Source organism: Pseudoclavibacter sp. RFBB5, from assembly GCF_002931555.1.
Classification (GTDB): Bacteria; Actinomycetota; Actinomycetes; order Actinomycetales; family Microbacteriaceae; genus Pseudoclavibacter.
This window is the reverse complement of the sequence record NZ_PSTZ01000010.1, coordinates 139,507-154,265: the sequence shown is the minus strand read 5'-3', so window position 1 is coordinate 154,265 and position 14,759 is coordinate 139,507. Positions and strand designations below refer to the sequence as shown.

Sequence of the window (14,759 nt, the reverse complement as noted above, 5' to 3'; positions counted from 1 at the left end):
GATCCTTCGTCGGTCATCGGGCGGAGACGGAGTAGTTGGCGGCCCACGCATCCAGCACGTCGCCGTGCGGCTTCACGAAGTGCTCGGCCGTGTACGCGCCCTGTGTCTTCGCGAGCTGGCTGCGCTCTTCGCGGTCGTAGCCGATCTCGGTGCGGGAGAAGTCGTGCTGGTCGAGCGTGGGGCTGTAGACGTTCGCGGCGGCTGAGTTGGCGTTGTAGATCTCGGGGCGGTAGATCTTCTGGAACGCTTCCATGGTGCTGATCGTGCCGGTGAGCTCGAGGAGCGAGTAGTCGCTCAGCAGGTCGCCGCGGAAGTAGAAGGCGAGGGGCGCGACGCTGCCTGGCGGCATGAAGTAGCGGACCTGCAGGCCCATCTTGCCGAAGTACTGGTCGGTCAGCGAGTAGTCGTCCTGCCGGTACTCGACGCCGAGGACCGGGTGGTGGTTGTCGGTGCGCGTGTAGGTCTTGCTCGTGGAGACGCTGATGCAGATGACGGGGGCCTTGTGGAACCGCTCCTGGTAGGCGGGGGAGTCGAGGAAATGCTGGAAGAGCTTGCCGTGCAGCTCGCCGAAGCCGTCCGGCAGGGTGAACCCGGTGCCGCCCGCGTTCGCGGCTGGCAGCAGAACGCTGAAGTCGTAGTCGCGCAGGTAGGAGGAGAAGTTGTTGCCCACGATGCCCTGGTGGCGCTTGCCGGTCTGCTGGTCGACGATGCCGATGTCGAGGACCTCGAGGAGTGGGAACTCCCGGTCGTCGCCGTCGTCGTCGAACTGCAGCGAGGCGGAGATGATGTCGAGCTCGAGCGTGTAGCGGTCGCCGGTGGGGTTGTCCCAGCGGGCGAGGTCGTTGAAGCGCCGGTCGATCATCGTGAGCGCGTTGCGGAGGTTCTGCTGGCGGTGCTCGCCGCGTGCCAGGTTGGCGAAGTTCGTGGTGATGCGGGAGCTGTCCGACGGCGCGTAGTGCTCGTCGAAGCGCGTGGTGGTGATGTTGAACGTGATGTCGTTCGCCATGTGAGGCCAATCCGGGAGTCGTGAGGCCGGCAGGCCTGTGGGCGTGGATGCATTTATTGTGCAGGCGGGCGCTGGCTATCGGGTAATCCGTCGCAACTATTCGTCACTATAGTTTTGGGCTATGAGTCGGCGATCGAACGGCGTGACCCTGCAGCAGCTGCACTACTTCGTGGAGGTCGCCGCGGAGCGCTCGATCAGCGCCGCCGCTGACGTCCTCTTTGTCGCCCAGCCGACGATGTCGGCGGCGATGAAGGACCTCGAGTCGCGCGTGGGTCGAGCCCTCCTCGTTCGGTCGGCGCGCGGCGTCTCGCTCACCACTGACGGCACCGAGTTCCTCCGGTATGCGAAGCAGGTGGTCGAGCAGATGGCGCTCCTCGAGCAGCGGTATCTGGGTCGTCCGCCGTCGCGGCGTCTGCTCGGGGTGTCGGCGCAGCATTACTCGTTCGCGGTGGATGCGTTTGTGCGGATGGTGAAGGCGACCGGGGCGGCCGAGTACGAGTTCTCGCTGCGCGAGACCCGCACGTGGGAGATCATCGAGGACGTGCGGACGCTCCGCAGCGAGCTCGGTCTCCTCTATCGGAACGACTTCAACGGGAACGTCATCGACAAGCTGCTGCGGGATTCAGGCCTGGTGTTCCATCCGCTGTTCCTCGCGCAGCCGCACATCTTCGTCTCGCGGCGGAACCCGCTCGCGTCCCGGAAGCGTGCGACGCTCGACGACTTGGCTGACCTGCCCAGGCTCACGTTCGACCAGGGTGCGAACAACTCGTTCTACTTCGCTGAGGAGATCCTCTCGACCCTGTCGAGCAGACGGGAGATTCGCGTCTCCGACCGGGCGACGATCTTCAACCTCATGATCGGCCTCGACGGCTACACCATCTCGACCGGCATCATCAGTGATGACCTCGACCCCGGCATCGTCGCGGTGCCGCTGGACGTGGATGAACGCATCGAGATCGGCTGGATCGGCCACTCCGCGATCCCCCTCACCGAGCAGGCGCAGCGGTACCTCGACGAGGTGCGGGCGGTTGTCGCGGAGGCGGGGGTCGAGTTGCTCGGGTAGGGGGAGTGTCAGGGGTGCTCCGGAATTCGCCAACAGGCTGTTGGCGGATCGCGCCGATGAGGCGTGGTTTTGTCGGTGGTGTGGAGGACGCTGGGGGAGTGACTGAGATACTCCCGTCCGGGTACGCACAGACGCTGGCCCTTGTAGTCCGGCGCGCGCACGAAGCACGCTTCGTCGTGCAGCGAAAGGCGAACACCGAAGTCATCGCATTGTGGTGGTTCATTGGGCACACCATCATCGAACGGCAGCGCACCGAGTCGTGGGGCAGCGGTGTGCTGGCCCGGTTCGCGGCGGATCTTCGCGCCGAGTTCCCCACGATGAAGGGCTTCTCGAAGTCGAACCTGAAGTATGCGCGTCGGCTCGCGGAAGCCTGGCCGAGCGAGGATCGAATTCGCCAACAGCCTGTTGGCCAATTGCCTTGGAGCCACACCATCCAGCTCCTGGACAAGCTCGACGACCAACGCCTTCGCGACTGGTACGCCGCCCAGGATGCCCACCATGGGTGGAGTCGGGCGGTTCTGCAACACCAGATCGCGGCCCGTCTGCACGAGCGGGCTGGAGCCGCGCCATCCAACTTCGGGTCAGCGCTGAAACGCGCCGACTCTGAGCTTGCCCAGCAGCTCACCAAAGATCCGTATGCCCTCGATTTCCTTGCGATCGACTCGGACGCGAGCGAGCGCGAACTTGAGGAGCGGCTCACGCTTCGTGTCGTAGAGACGCTCCGTGAACTCGGCTCGGGGTTCTCCTTCGTCGGCAGGCAAGTGCACTTCGAAGTGGACGGCGACGACTTCTACGTGGACCTGCTGTTCTTCAACTGGCAGCAAGTGCGATTCGTGGTCGTTGAGTTGAAGACAACGAAATTCGACCCGCGTGACGCCGGACAACTCGGCTTCTACGTTGCGCTCGTGGACGAGCAGATGCGGATCCCCGAGTTCATGCCTCCACTGTCGGCATTCTGCTCGTGGCGGACAAGAACGAAACGGTCGTCAAGTACTCACTGGCCGGTTCGAAGCAACCGGTCGCTGTCAGTCGATACGAGCTGTCGCCCGCAGACCAGGCGGCGCTGCCAGCTGAGGAGGCTCTGACGAGGATTGCGATCGACGTAGCCGAGAACGACTAGATTCAGGCACTCAACTCCGCGATCCCCCTCACCGAGCAGGCGCAGCGGTACTTCGACGAGGTGCGGGCGGTTGTCGCGGAGGCGGGTGTGGAACTGCTCGGGTAGGGGCAACCTCAGATCGCTTCCCTGGTCTCGAACTTTCAGTGCATTATCGCGCACTCTGTACGTTTTCTTCGATTCGACGTACGCTGTCCCCATGAGTCAGATCGCTATCACCGATGCCCGTGCTCGCCTGGCCTCGATCATCGACGACGCGCGCCTCGAGCCCGTGTACCTGACTCGGCGGAACCGGCCCGTCGCGGCCGTGATCGACGCCGCCCAGTTGCAGCAGCTCCTCGAGGACGCAGAGGAACTCGCGGACATTCGAGCAGTGGACGCTGCGTGGGAAGAGACCGAGGCGCTGGGGGAGGAGCCGATTCCGTGGGATGCCGTCAAGCGTGACCTCGGCCTCGCTCTGTGAGCTACCAGATCCTGGTCCTCCCGGCGGCGGCCAGAGCCATCAAGAAGCTCCCGCCGGAAGCGAAGCGTCGCATCCAGGCCGCGGTCGAGCTGCTCGCGGAGGACCCGCGACCACCTGCCGCGAAGAAGCTCACCGGACGCCCTGAGTGGCGCGTTCGGACCGGTGATTGCCGCGTGCTGTATCGCATTCAGGACGACGTCTTGACCGTGGTGATCGTTCACGCTGGCCACCGGCGTGAGGTCCACGACAAGTAGGCGGGGCGAGTACTCGCTCCTGTGCGCACACTTGGGGCGGCCAGCGCTGCTTCCCGTGTGGTCCTGACCCCGTTTCTGCGCGATCACCTGTCCTCGGTTAGGCGCGACCTCACGCCTCGAACGTCACCCGCCCGCCGACAACCGTCAGCACCGTCCGCGCCGTGAGCAGGCTCGCGGCGGGCTCGCTCAGCACGTCTGTGTCGACGACGAAGAAGTCGGCAGCGAAGCCCTCGCGGATCTTGCCCCGCCAGCTCGCGTCACCAACCGAGGCTGCCGCATCCCGCGTCGCGTGCACGATCGCGCGCTCGATCGGCACCGTGCGCCCAAGTACCTGCGCGGCAGGGAAAGCAGGGTCGAGCGCCGACTCGCGGGTCGCTGCGACGTAGAGGTTCGCGAGCGGACCGTACGGAGCGGTGGGCGCATCCGTCGAGAACGCCAGCGTCGCCTGCGCATCCTCGTACTCGTGCCACGCGAAGCCGCGCTCCACACGGTCGTCGTCGAGCTGCGCGATCCAATTGCCGAGGATCGCGGGGTCGGCGTGCACGGGCTGCATGGATGCGGTTATGCCGAGCGCCGCCATGCGCTCCGCCGTGCCGGGTGCGGCGTACTCGAGGTGCTCGATGCGGTGCCGACGCACGATGTCGCCGTTCGCCACGAACGCGTGCTCGAGCGCATCCAGTGCCATCGTGCTCGCGGCGTCTCCGATGGCGTGCATCGCGATCTGCAGGCCAGCCGCATCAGCGGCCGCGACCACGGGGAGCAGACGTTCCACCGGCCAGATGGCGTCGGCGTTCGACCCGTCCGAGTACGGCTGGCTCATCGCCGCCGTACAGGCGTCGATCGTGCCGTCGAGGATGAGCTTGATGCCGACGACCCGCAGCCACGGCGACGCGTACTTGGTCGCGAGCGCTCTGGCGCGCTCGACCTGCTCGAGGTTCGCAACATCGTCGTCGGCATTGGATACGAGCCAGTGCGCGGCGACCCGCAGCGGAAGCTGGCCGTCACGGCGGTCGGCGGCGCGCTGCAGCGCATCGAGGGCGACCTCGTTGAGCGCCATGTCGACGACTCCCGTCACCCCGGCCTCACTGTAGGCGGCGAGCACGCGTTCAACGGCGGCGTCGCGGTCGGCGTCGGTCATCGCGAGGTCGCGCTGCACCCACGCGTACTCGACCGCGGCGGTCTCGTAGAGCATGCCGTTCGGCTCCCCGTCGGCGTCGCGCTCGATGCGGCCGCCGCTCGGGTCCGGCGTCTCACGAGTGATGCCGAGCTCGCGCAGCGCCGCGCTGTTCACCCAGCACGAGTGGTAGTCGTTGGCGTCGAGGTACACGGGCACATCGGCCACGACCTCGTCGATCATCGCCGCTGTCGGGGCGCCGCCGGGGATCGAGTCGAAGAGCCAACCCCGACCCCGAAGGACCCTCGCATCCGGGTCAGCGGCCCGAGCCTCCGCGAGCAGGCGCTGGACCTCGGCGAGGTCGCGCGCGTCCGTGAGCCCGACCTGGCCAAGCGCCTCGCCCATCATGACGAGGTGCGTGTGCGCATCCGTGATGCCCGGGAGCACCAGCTGCCCGCCGAGGTCCACCGTCGCGTCTGGCTCCGCAGCGAAGGCACGAGCATCCGCCTCGTCGCCGACGAACGCGAACTTGCCATCGCGCACGACAAACGCGCTCGGGTCCGCGGCATCCGCGGCATCCATGGGGTCAGCGGATGCGGTGCCCTGGAAGACGCGGCCGTTCAGGTAGAGGGTGGTGGTCATACGAGTGCCTCCGCGGTGTTCGGGATGGATCGTTCGGTGCGAGTGGAGATGGCGGCGATGATGCCGGTCGGTACGGCGAGGACGAAGCTCGTGATGCCGAGCGCCAGCGTGAAGCCCTGCGCGCCGAGGAGCTCGCTCAGGCTGGCGCCGATGAGGGGCGTGAGGGCCGAGCCGACGAGGTACACCGACAGCAGCGGACCCGACCAGCGGCCGCGAGCATCCAGCGCCGCCGCCGTCGACAGGAAGTACATGAACGCGACGGCGTAGATCGAGTTCCAGGCGACGAACGCCACGATGAGCGCCGTCTCGTTGGTGAGCGTGCCCTGCACGATCTTGAGGATGCCGCCCAGCACCAGCAGGACAACAAGCGGGACGGCACGGCCGAGGCGGTTGCCGACCGCCATGAGCGCGAGCGAACCGAGGAGCCCGCCGGCGGTAGCGCCGGAGAGGGCGATGCCCAGCCCCTCCGGCGTCAGGCCGCTGGTCTCAGCGCCGATTATGCCGATCATGGCCCAGAGGGAGTCCTCGCTGACCGCCCAGAGCGCGAAGACGATGAGGAGCCCGAAGCCGCTGATCGTGAGGAGCCGCGAGGGCGCCGCGCTCTGCGTGCGAATCGTGCCGGTCGGCGGGATCTCGATGGGCATGGCCTCACCCGTGGCGGCCCCTGCTGTTCCGAGGCTGGCGCCGGGGTCGAGGATGGGTGCGCGGGGGAGCCACTTCGTCATCACCAGTCCGATGGCTGAGAAGAGGGCGAGCGCCCCGAAGACGTTGAGGGGCGCGAGTCCGAGGATGGGGAGGACTGCGAGGACGATCGTGATGACGCCTCGGTTCGCGAAGCCGTTCCAGCCCGCAACGCGGTCTGGGTTCCGGAACGACGCCATCGCCGCCCCCGCCGAGGCCACGGCGCCGCCCGCTCCGATGCCGCCGATCAGCAGCCCGGGAATGGTGAGCGCCGGGACGAGGGCCGCAGCGAGGAAGCCGAGCGTCGCGATGCCGAGCCCGATGCGGGCGACCTGGTGGCGGCGAGCCCCGGCGCAGAGGCCCGCGGCGGCAAGGCCTGCGAGGGCGGTCAGGAGGAGCGTGCCCGTGACGAGCCAGCTCGCGGCGAGGACGTCGAGGCCAACCGCATCCTGCGCCGCGCTGATCATGTAGGGCGACAGGTTCACGGCGAGGTACCCCGCGATCGCGATGGCGAACGTCGCGGAGGCCGGCGCGAAGCGCAGGGGCACCCGGGTGCTGAGTTCGGCTGCAGTTGTCATGGGGCTCCAGTGGGGTCTGGGCTCGGCCGGGGCCGGGTCGCTGCGTGCAGAGTCGTGATGCGTCGTGGAGACGAACGTTTGGCGAACACCATTCGCCAGTGAATGGTGTTCGCTAGTATGCACGGAGACGGGCTCGAGCGGTAGTCATCCCGAACATTTTCCTCGAATGCCCGAATCGGGATGCACAACGTCGCAGCGCGCGAAGGAGCGAGTGGATGGACGGACGTAGGATCGTGGGCCTCACGCCGACCCTCATCGCGGACGCCGGCCTCGAGCTGGTCGAGGGAGCCGAGCCGTTCGGCGTCAACGCCATCGCCCGCAAGCTGGGCGTGCGGCCGTCATCGCTGTACAAGCACGTCTCCGGGCTCGACGACATCGTCGAGCTCATGCGTGGCCGCCTCGTCGAGCGGTATCGCACGCTGCCCGCCGATCAACCGTGGGACGCGTTCGTGGAGGATGTCGTGCGCCGACAGCGGCGCATGTACGCCGACCATCCGGCGCTCCTCCCCTTCCTCATCGGGAAGACCATCACGAGCCCGACGGTGATCGACGCCTACGACGACCTCGCCGTGGCGCTGCAGTCCGGCGGATTCCCCGACGACGAGATCCTCACCCTCGTCGGCATGATCGACGCGTTCGCGCTGGGTTTCGGCCTCGAGCTTGCATCGCCGGAACAGGTCTGGCAGCCGGAGGCGCCCACCCAGCTCTTCGGGAAGCTCCTCGCCGGCTCTCGATCGGGGCCAGAACGCGTCGAGCGCTCGTTCGAGCTGGCCCTCGATGTCCTCCTCGCCGCCCTCCGAGACCGCCTCCCCTCGCGAGACCAGGAGTGAGTTGTGGTCGCTCCCGCGCCGGTGAAGCGACCACAGGTCCGCCCCCGGCGCAGCGAGGGGCACGAACTTTCGCGTGAGAACCGATCGGATGGGCCCTCGAGTCAGTAGCCTGGGTGCATCCGTCCGCGCCCCCGACAGTCCGGAGCCTCCGATGACGCCCCCGCATCACGCCGCCCCCGAGCGCACGCGCAGCAGCCCCTGGCTGTACGTCGCGCTCAGCGTCGTGCTCGTCGCTGCGCTCGCGGTGCTCGGGTTCTTCTTCGGCGGCTCGCTGCTCACGCAGATGACGAGCCGAGCGGCGGAAGCCGACGAGACGGTCGCTGTGGGCGGCGAGGGGACGGGAGTCTCGGTCGTCGCGCCGACCGGGTGGGTCATCGTGCCCCACTACTTCGGAACAGATGTCGTCACGCTTCGCAGCCCGGATGCGCGCCTCGAGATCACCCTGCGGGTGCCGGCGCAGCCGCTGTCCATGGTGGATGCCTCCGACGCCGCAGCCGTGGAGGCCGCCGAATCGCTCGTGCGCGACGGCCAGGTGCCGGAGGGGGCCCTGACCTCCGGGCTCGGCAGCCTGTTCTGGATCGACGAGGCCCCGAAGGACGGGCTCTCGGTTCGCCATGGCAGCTACGAGTACGGGCAGCCCGCCGCCGAGGGGCAGGGCGCACCCGGTGTGATGGTCGGGGCCGCGGCCGTGTCGAGCCCGGGCGCCGTCTCGCCGAACGCGTCGGTGCAGTTCAGCGCCAGCGCCGACGACCTCGACCGCTACCGTCCGGCGATCGCCCAGATCCTCGAGAGCATCGGCGGGCCAGTCGCATGACGGATGCGACCCGACAGGGCTCCAAGCGCCGCCCCGTCCGCCGCCTTCTCGGCGTCGCGATGCTCGGCGTTGCCACCTTCGCGCTCGCGGCCTGCACGCCAGCACCCGATCTCGCCTGGCAGCCGCCCGTGCGCGCCGCCGTCACGAGCTTCGACGAGACCACCGGCGACGTCGCCGGCGCGGAGGCTGGCGCGACCCCGCTCGATCACTACCGCATCCGCGATTCGGCGCCGGCGGTGGACGCGAGGTGGACGGAGGTGCCGGGCCAGACCGACCTGAACACGCGCATCCGCTTGCTCGTCATCGACACCGTCGGCGCGTTCGCATCACGTCTCGGCACGGTCTACGAGCCGGAGGCCGCCGCGGCCGGTGCCGGGCTCGGCAACCGCGGCTGCGAAGCAGGCTCGAGCAGTACCCCCGCGGCGGAAGTGCTCGCGCAGGGAGGCGCCACCGAAGGGGAGGCGCTGGTCATCACCTGCGAGATCGTGGTGGCGAGTGGCAGCGAGTTCGGTGAGCGCGTGCGCGTCGTCGAGGGCACCGTCGGCGCGACGCCGGCCGTGACCCGCGACGAGAGCTTCGTGTTCTTCGCCGACACGGCCACGGCGCAGCAAGCAGGCGGGGCCGACGTCATCACGGCAGACGCGGCGCTCTCGATCTGGAACGAGCTCGTGCTCGCCGCGCGCCGCGAGCTCGGAGCGCTCTGGGACACGCAGGTCGCGCCGCCGAGCGAGACCAACGCCGCCGTGCTCGCGCAGGGCTTCGCCGACGTCACGCCGACGCCAGACGGCGGGCTGCGCATAGGCATCCCCGCCGGTCTGCTCACCCCCGAGATGGATGTGTCCGGCGGCGCGGACGCGGCCCCGCCGATCTCCCCGGACGGCGAGACGACGCTGGTGGTCGGCGAGCCGATCTCGCACCGCTTCCCGAGCATCCACATCGCAGCAGATGCGGCGGCCCCCATGCTCACGGACCTCGGCCGCGAGCTCGTCGCGGCCTCCGCGACGCCGCAGCCGCTGCTCGCTGGCGAACGGCCGCTGGCGGGGGAGCGCGACGTCAACTGCGAGCTGTTCGCGTGCGTCGCCCTCACCTTCGACGACGGACCAGCGCCGATCACGGAGACCCTGCTCGGGCAGCTCCGCGAGCAGGACGCGACCGCCACCTTCTTCCTCGTCGGCCCGAACGTGCAGCGCTATCCGGAGATCGCACGGCAGATCGACGACGACGGGCACCAGCTCGGCAACCACTCGTGGTCGCATCCGCAGTTCACGACCCTCGACGACAAGAAGATCGAGGAAGAGGTCAAGAAGACGAACGACGCCATCCTCGCCGCGACCGGCGAGCGGCCGAGCGTCTTCCGGCCCCCGTACGGCGACGTCGACGCGCGTGTGCTCACGAAGGTCGGCATGCCCTCGATCCTCTGGGACATCGACACCCTCGACTGGGAGGGGCCGCCGCACGAGACGATCGTCGATCGCGGAGCGAACGAGGCCGAGGCGGGCTCGATCATTCTCATGCACGACATCCACGACTCGACGGTGGGTGCGGTGCCCGAGATCCTCACGGGCCTGCACGACCGAGGGTTCGTGCTCGTCACCATCGACCAGATCTTCGGCGGCGTCCCGGCCGCGGGGAACAGCTACACCTCGGCGCGCTGATCGGCGCCGCTCTGGGGTCGCACGCTGCAGGGTCCGCGGTCGGTCAGGCCTCGACCTGCTCGGCCCAGGACCCCACGATGTCGGCCAGCGAATCGCGGGCGTCCCCGAACTCGGCGAGGCTCGAGAACGACGCGACGGCCCGGTTCCGGCCGGGCCACGTGAGCGGCTTCGGGGGAGCGGAGACCACGATCTCCGGATGCTCGGGCTTCACTTTCGCGCCTGTGTGGAGCACGAGCTGCACGGCTGTCGGTCGCCGCAGGTTGAGGGTGGCGAAGTCGTCGGCGACCTCGTAGTTCGGTGCCTTCCACTTGATGCTCTCGACGACGGCGGGGTGCGCGTCGAGGAGCAACTCGCGCAGGCCAACCGCGACGCCCTTCAGCGGATGCTCGAGCTCGGCGAAGTAGGCGTCGACATCTGGGGACGGGGCGGCGGTCATGCCGTCAGCGTAGACCCGTGGCCTGCTGACGGTCGGGCCCGCCGCCCCGTTCCGAGATCGGCGCCCGGCTAGTACTTCGCGGACTGCCCGCCATCGATCGGCACAACTGCCGCGTTGATGTAGCTCGCGTCGTCCGAGAGGAGGAACGCGACGACGGCCGCGATCTCCTCCGGCTGTCCGTATCGCTTCGTCGGGTTGATCTGGATGAACTGCTCTGCCGCCTTCTTGGGGTTCTCGGCGTCGAGCTGACGCATGGAGTTCTCGACCATCGGGGTCCAGATCGCGCCGGGCGCGATGGCGTTGATGCGCACGCCGAACTGGCCGTACTCGACGGCCGAGTTGCGGGTCAGGCCGACGACTCCGTGCTTCGCGGCGGCGTAGCCGGACTGGTTGCCGACGCCGCGGATGCCGCCGACGGAAGCCGTGTTCACGACGTAGCCGGAGCCCTGCTCGCGCATGACCTTGAGCACCTTCTCGAGACCGAGGAAGACGCCGCGGAGGTTGATGGAGACGACCCGCTCGAACTCCTCGGCGCCGAAGTCCTCGGTGAGGTTCTGGCGGCCCTCGATGCCGGCGTTGTTGAAGAAGCCGTCGATACGGCCGAAGCGCTCCACGGTGGCCGTGACGTACGCCTCGGTCTCGGCTTCGCTCGAGACGTCCGCGGTCGTCGTGAAGACCTCGGCGTCTGGCGCAGCTTCGAGGACGGCGGCCTTGCTCGCCTCGAGACCCTGCTCGGAGATGTCGACGAGCGCGAGCTTCCCACCCTCGCTCGCGACGCGGACGGCGGTCGCGCGGCCGAGGCCGGACCCTCCGCCAGTGATCAGAACGACCTTGTTGGTGAACCGGGACATACTGCTCCTTCGTTGAATCGCATCGCCCGGCAGTCGCAGGACGACACTTTAGTTATGTCTTGGGCCAGTGAAATTATTCCCGCAGCCTGACGCCCTCCCACCCCGCACCTCCGCCCCCAGGGAGCATCCACATCCGCTTCCTAGGATTGCGACATGACTCAGGCGACGCAGGATGCACGGCCAGACGGCGAAGAAGCCCGCGACGAAGCGGATGAGCAGGGCGTGTACTCGAAAGCGGGTCAGCCCTTCGACCGCGACACGAACTACATCGGCGACCGCATCACGAAGGATGCCCGCCCGGTGGGCGACGGCATCCAGACCTGGCCCGTCGAAGCCGGCCGCTACCGACTCGTCGTGGCCCGCGCCTGCCCCTGGGCGAACCGCGCCATCATCGTCCGCCGCCTCCTCGGCCTCGAGGACGCGATCTCGATGGGCGTCTGCGGACCCGTGCACGACAAGCGCTCCTGGACGTTCGACAAGGACCCGGACGGTCTCGACCCCGTGCTCCGCATCCCGCGCATCCAGGATGCCTACCTCACTCGCTTCCCCGACTACCCGCGCGGCATCACGGTGCCCGCGATCGTGGATGTGCCAAGCGGCGGAGTCGTCACCAACGACTACCCGTGGATCACGCTCGACTTCTCGACCGAGTGGACCGAGTTCCACCGCGACGGGGCGCCCGACCTCTACCCGGAGCCGCTGCGCGACGAGATGGACGCCGTCATGAAGCACATCTACACGGAGATCAACAACGGCGTCTACCGGTGCGGCTTCGCGGGCTCGCAGGCGGCCTATGACGAGGCCTACGACCGGCTCTTCTCGGCGCTCGACATCGTCTCCGAACGGCTCGAGACCCGCCGCTACCTCATGGGCGACACCATCACCGAAGCCGACGTGCGACTCTTCACGACGCTCGCCCGCTTCGACGCCGTCTACCACGGCCACTTCAAGTGCAACCGGCAGAAGCTCAGCGAGATGCCGGTGCTGTGGGCCTACGCGCGGGACCTCTTCCAGACCCCCGGCTTCGGCGACACCACCGACTTCGTCGACATCAAGCGCCACTACTACGAGGTGCACCGCGACATCAATCCGAGCGGCATCGTGCCAGCGGGCCCAGAGCTGCACAACTGGAACCTGCCGCACTTCCGCGAGCAGCTCGGCGGCTCCCCGTTCGGCGACGGCACCCCTCCGGGACCCAACCTCGAGCCCATCGAAGCGGGCCACGACCTCGTGCACCTCGGGCGGTCCCGCGCATGAGCGCGTCCGCGGTCGACGTGCTCGACGACTTCGCCGGGCGCCCCCTCGAAGCCGCCGGGCGCCTCGCCACCGAGCTGAGCCCCGACGCGCTCAACGCGCACCCGGGCGGGCACGACAACTCGATCGCCTGGCTGCTCTGGCACACGGGACGCGAGATCGACGCGCAGGTCGCCGGGCTCACCGAGGGTGAGGAAGTCTGGTCCTCGCAAGGATTCGACACCCGCTTCGGGCTCGACGAGCTGGGCGATTCAGTCGGATACGGGCACACGCCCGCCGAGGCGCGGGCCGTGGTCGTCGACGACGCGGCGCTGCTGCTCGACTACCTGCGTGCCGCGACGGATGCGCTGCGCGCGCACATCCGCTCGCTCAGCGCAGACGCCCTCGGCGAGGTCATCGACGAGGACTGGGACCCGCCCGTCACGCGAGCCGCCCGCCTCGTCAGCATCATCGACGACGCGGCCCAGCACATCGGTCAGGCCGCCTACGCGGCAGGGATCCTGCGCGGCTGAGGATTCGCTCGGCGCATCCTCTCCGGATGGGTCGTTCTCACCCCGTCTCGACGCCCGAAATGGGGCGAGAACAACCCATCTGCGGGCGGAGTGCCCTCAGAACGTGGTCACCGCCTCGTTCGCATCAGACCCAGCTCTGCCGCTCCCCTTGCGGCCCGTGAAGATCACGATCGCGCCTCCGATGGCCGCGACCAGCGCGATCGCACCCCAGATGCCGACCGCGACCCACGCGGCGCCGCCGATGACGAGCAGTGGGACGAACGTGATGGCGGCAACCTCGACGGGGACCACAGGCAGGTAGGCGATCGAGAAGTCCTCGAGTGTGCGCGACTTCATGCGGGGGTCGACGATGCGCAGCAGCGCGATGCCCGTCGCGACGGCGCCGGTCGCCCAGCCCCACGTGAAGAGCTGACGCTCGAACCAGCCGTCCTGCATGAGTCGCGGCGCCGCGAAGAACCCCAGGAACAGGCAGAAGGCGAGCCCGACGAGGAACAGGATGAGCAGCGCCAGCCAGTTGTCGGCGACGATGCTCGGCACGATCGACACCATGCCGCACACGACGAGGACGTCGGTCGCCGCGCCCGAGACCGAACGGAGCGAGTCGGGGTCGATGTACTTGCGGGTCTTGGTGACCGCCATGAGGCCCCGGAGCACGAGGCCGACGATGAACGCGATGGAGAAGAGCGGGAACGCGACCGCAGGGATGAGCTCGCCGAGCACCAGGTTGATGCCATAGGCGCCCGCGGCGACGGCCGCGACGATCGCCGCCTGGAATGCGAGCGACTCGATCGTGCCGCCTGAGAAGGTGTGCGTGCCGATCACGGGGCGCGCCTTGACCTGGTCGAGCACGCCCGTGCGCAGATCATCCGGCATGCCCTTCATGCCCGCGAACTCCTTCGCGTGGCCGCGCATCGCGCCGATCTTCGCCTGGATGATGCCGCCGACCACACCGACGAGCATGCCGACGGTCGCCGCCGTGAACGCGATCGACTGCACCTCCGGCTGCCCTGCATCCGCGAACACCGCCCCGATCGCAGCCGCAGAGCCGAAGCCGCCAGCCCAGCCGGCGAAGAGCATCAGGCCGATGCTGTCTGGCGCCCCGAGCAGCGGGCCGAGCAGGAGCAGCACGAGCACGAGGCCGATGACCACCTGCAGCGAGTACATGAGCACTCCGTAGGCGGCGAAGCCGGCCACGTTGCGGCCGATCTTGAAGATATTGAAGTCATCGGTGAGCGCGAGGCACGCGAACACGATGACGATGAGCAGGGAGCCGTACGTGCCGAGCTGGTCGGAGAAGGGCAGCAGCCCGAACCCGTTCGGGCCGAGGAGCAGGCCGAGCGCACCCGCGATGACGGAAGCCGGGATCATCATGGTCTGCAGGGGCTTGATCGTGGCTCTCGCGAGCGTACCGATGATGAGCAGCATGCCGATGAGGCCTGCGTCGACGAGGAGAGCTTGAGGCGTGTACTCCACGGGGACTCTTTTCTGT

General features: G+C 68.4%; 15 protein-coding genes and 1 pseudogene. 10 read left to right on the top strand and 6 right to left on the bottom strand.

Features of this window, described 5'->3' with window-relative positions; translation table 11 throughout:
- Positions 1-13: 13 nt before the first annotated feature.
- Positions 14-1,006 carry a DUF1852 domain-containing protein gene (locus C5B97_RS15435; protein ID WP_104312886.1) on the bottom strand — a complete coding sequence of 331 codons (993 nt, stop codon included), beginning with the start codon at positions 1,004-1,006 and terminating at the stop codon, positions 14-16.
- Positions 1,007-1,127: 121 nt separating this feature from the next.
- Here C5B97_RS15435 and C5B97_RS15430 point away from each other — a divergent pair, with 121 nt between their 5' ends.
- From C5B97_RS15430 to C5B97_RS15415, 5 genes and pseudogenes are all read left to right on the top strand, one after another.
- The gene (locus C5B97_RS15430; protein WP_104312885.1) at positions 1,128-2,069 is read left to right on the top strand and encodes a LysR family transcriptional regulator; all 942 of its coding nucleotides are present in this window, start codon (positions 1,128-1,130) and stop codon (positions 2,067-2,069) included.
- Between the two features lie 56 nt (positions 2,070-2,125).
- Positions 2,126-2,941 (top strand): annotated as a pseudogene (locus C5B97_RS15425) (YhcG family protein); the annotation flags it as partial.
- 89 nt (positions 2,942-3,030) lie between these two features.
- Positions 3,031-3,189, top strand: coding sequence for a hypothetical protein (locus C5B97_RS18385; RefSeq protein WP_368845304.1), 159 nt, complete (start codon positions 3,031-3,033; stop codon positions 3,187-3,189).
- A gap of 196 nt (positions 3,190-3,385) precedes the next feature.
- The gene (locus tag C5B97_RS15420) at positions 3,386-3,649 is read left to right on the top strand and encodes a type II toxin-antitoxin system Phd/YefM family antitoxin (protein WP_104252159.1); all 264 of its coding nucleotides are present in this window, start codon (positions 3,386-3,388) and stop codon (positions 3,647-3,649) included.
- Positions 3,646-3,903: a type II toxin-antitoxin system RelE/ParE family toxin gene (locus C5B97_RS15415; protein WP_104312884.1), complete on the top strand. Its 258-nt coding sequence runs from the start codon at positions 3,646-3,648 to the stop codon at positions 3,901-3,903. The genes C5B97_RS15420 and C5B97_RS15415 overlap by 4 nt, the downstream gene beginning before the upstream one ends.
- A 109-nt stretch (positions 3,904-4,012) precedes the next feature.
- Here the strand turns inward: C5B97_RS15415 and C5B97_RS15410 are convergent, their stop codons facing one another.
- Positions 4,013-5,659 (bottom strand): amidohydrolase, encoded by a 1,647-nt coding sequence (locus tag C5B97_RS15410; RefSeq protein WP_104312883.1) that lies wholly within the window; start codon positions 5,657-5,659, stop codon positions 4,013-4,015.
- Positions 5,656-6,918: an MFS transporter gene (locus tag C5B97_RS15405; protein ID WP_104312882.1), complete on the bottom strand. Its 1,263-nt coding sequence runs from the start codon at positions 6,916-6,918 to the stop codon at positions 5,656-5,658. The genes C5B97_RS15410 and C5B97_RS15405 overlap by 4 nt, the downstream gene beginning before the upstream one ends.
- A gap of 215 nt (positions 6,919-7,133) precedes the next feature.
- Here C5B97_RS15405 and C5B97_RS15400 point away from each other — a divergent pair, with 215 nt between their 5' ends.
- From C5B97_RS15400 to C5B97_RS15390, 3 genes are all read left to right on the top strand, one after another.
- Positions 7,134-7,748, top strand: coding sequence for a TetR/AcrR family transcriptional regulator (locus tag C5B97_RS15400; protein WP_104312881.1), 615 nt, complete (start codon positions 7,134-7,136; stop codon positions 7,746-7,748).
- Positions 7,749-7,899: 151 nt separating this feature from the next.
- Positions 7,900-8,562: a hypothetical protein gene (locus C5B97_RS15395; protein WP_104312880.1), complete on the top strand. Its 663-nt coding sequence runs from the start codon at positions 7,900-7,902 to the stop codon at positions 8,560-8,562.
- Positions 8,559-10,217: a polysaccharide deacetylase family protein gene (locus tag C5B97_RS15390; protein WP_104312879.1), complete on the top strand. Its 1,659-nt coding sequence runs from the start codon at positions 8,559-8,561 to the stop codon at positions 10,215-10,217. The genes C5B97_RS15395 and C5B97_RS15390 overlap by 4 nt, the downstream gene beginning before the upstream one ends.
- Positions 10,218-10,260: 43 nt before the next feature.
- On the opposite strand, the gene C5B97_RS15385 is transcribed toward C5B97_RS15390, so the two are convergent.
- Both C5B97_RS15385 and C5B97_RS15380 read right to left on the bottom strand, forming a co-directional pair.
- Positions 10,261-10,653, bottom strand: a complete 393-nt coding sequence (locus C5B97_RS15385; RefSeq protein ID WP_104312878.1) for a DUF1801 domain-containing protein — start codon at positions 10,651-10,653, stop codon at positions 10,261-10,263.
- A gap of 68 nt (positions 10,654-10,721) precedes the next feature.
- The gene (locus tag C5B97_RS15380) at positions 10,722-11,504 is read right to left on the bottom strand and encodes a glucose 1-dehydrogenase (RefSeq protein WP_104312877.1); all 783 of its coding nucleotides are present in this window, start codon (positions 11,502-11,504) and stop codon (positions 10,722-10,724) included.
- 153 nt (positions 11,505-11,657) lie between these two features.
- On the opposite strand from C5B97_RS15380, the gene C5B97_RS15375 reads away from it, so the two are divergent.
- A complete protein-coding gene (locus C5B97_RS15375) occupies positions 11,658-12,761 on the top strand; it encodes a glutathione S-transferase family protein (RefSeq protein WP_104312876.1) in 1,104 nt (367 codons plus the stop codon).
- Positions 12,758-13,270 (top strand): DinB family protein, encoded by a 513-nt coding sequence (locus tag C5B97_RS15370; RefSeq protein WP_104312875.1) that lies wholly within the window; start codon positions 12,758-12,760, stop codon positions 13,268-13,270. The genes C5B97_RS15375 and C5B97_RS15370 overlap by 4 nt, the downstream gene beginning before the upstream one ends.
- Positions 13,271-13,366: 96 nt before the next feature.
- On the opposite strand, the gene C5B97_RS15365 is transcribed toward C5B97_RS15370, so the two are convergent.
- Positions 13,367-14,743 (bottom strand): sodium/glutamate symporter, encoded by a 1,377-nt coding sequence (locus C5B97_RS15365; RefSeq protein ID WP_219819821.1) that lies wholly within the window; start codon positions 14,741-14,743, stop codon positions 13,367-13,369.
- Positions 14,744-14,759: the final 16 nt, after the last annotated feature.